This window comes from Nocardia takedensis NBRC 100417 (assembly GCF_000308695.1).
In the GTDB taxonomy this organism is placed as follows: domain Bacteria; phylum Actinomycetota; class Actinomycetes; order Mycobacteriales; family Mycobacteriaceae; genus Nocardia; species Nocardia takedensis.
On sequence record NZ_BAGG01000186.1, the window covers coordinates 1 to 971 of the forward strand.

The following is a 971-nucleotide window of genomic DNA, read 5'->3' on the forward strand; positions in this document are numbered from 1 at the left end:
GTCGACACCGCACCACCCTCTCGGCGGTCGCACGCGCCCGGCACGCAGGTCGGCCACGAGATCGGCATATCCCTGCCGTACTTCGGCCAGATGTGCCCATGCCTGATGTTCACGGTCGGTCCGGTGCCGCACCGCCCACCACGCCTCGACATAGGTGCGCGCGACATAGCTGATCACCTCCCCCAGCGAATGCGTGCACCGCCGAGCCCCGCGCTCGCCGGACAACCGGGCCGCGGCGTACTCGTCGACGGCGCGGATCGTGTCACGGACCCGCGAACACACCCGGGCATGATCGACACCGACCGGACCGCGCTCGGGCGCGATACGGTGGGTCAACAGCTCGGCGTGCAGGTCGGAGAGCTCCCGCGCCCACAACGCCAACGGCGGACCGTCGCGCAGCCGCCCCGCCACCGCGGCCAACAACATCTGCGGACTCAACAGCCCGACAGGCATCGAGTCTCCGACACCGTCACGGCGAGTGGTCGCGGCAGCGGAATCGAGCGAAACATTCATGACGCGCACCCACGCGGCCGCGTCCGGGAACCGATCCTCATTCTTCGTCCTCGTCGAGCGGCACACGCAGTACCACGGTGGATCGCCGATCACCGACGACCTGACTCCCCCGCCACACCGACAACCACGGTCACCACGACCGGACTGCCGTCCGCCCTCCCCGCCGACCGCACCGTTCTCGCCGCCGCCGAAAGGGCCCACCAACTCCATCCGCAGCCCGAACCACAGCCGAACCGGGGTGGACGATCATACAAACGGTGTCCCAATGTATGCCTGCCACCGGAGCCGGTCAACACCCAGCACACACCCCGAAACGCTTCCCGACAATCCGGGATCGGAAAAACCGTCGACCACCGGCACCCGAAGCACGGTCACCGACATTCATGAGAATAAGAAATAACTTCCCGAACGTTGATCCCCAGCTCCAAGTAACATTTTGTAAGAATCACCGCCCACAT

Annotated in this window: 1 protein-coding gene; it reads right to left on the reverse strand. The window is 66.2% G+C overall.

From position 1 onward, the window contains the following. Positions 1-453, reverse strand: a 453-nt coding sequence (locus ON30_RS36450; protein WP_157183859.1) for a hypothetical protein, incomplete at its 3' end; no start/stop codon positions are given. Between the last annotated feature and the right edge of the window lie 518 nt (positions 454-971).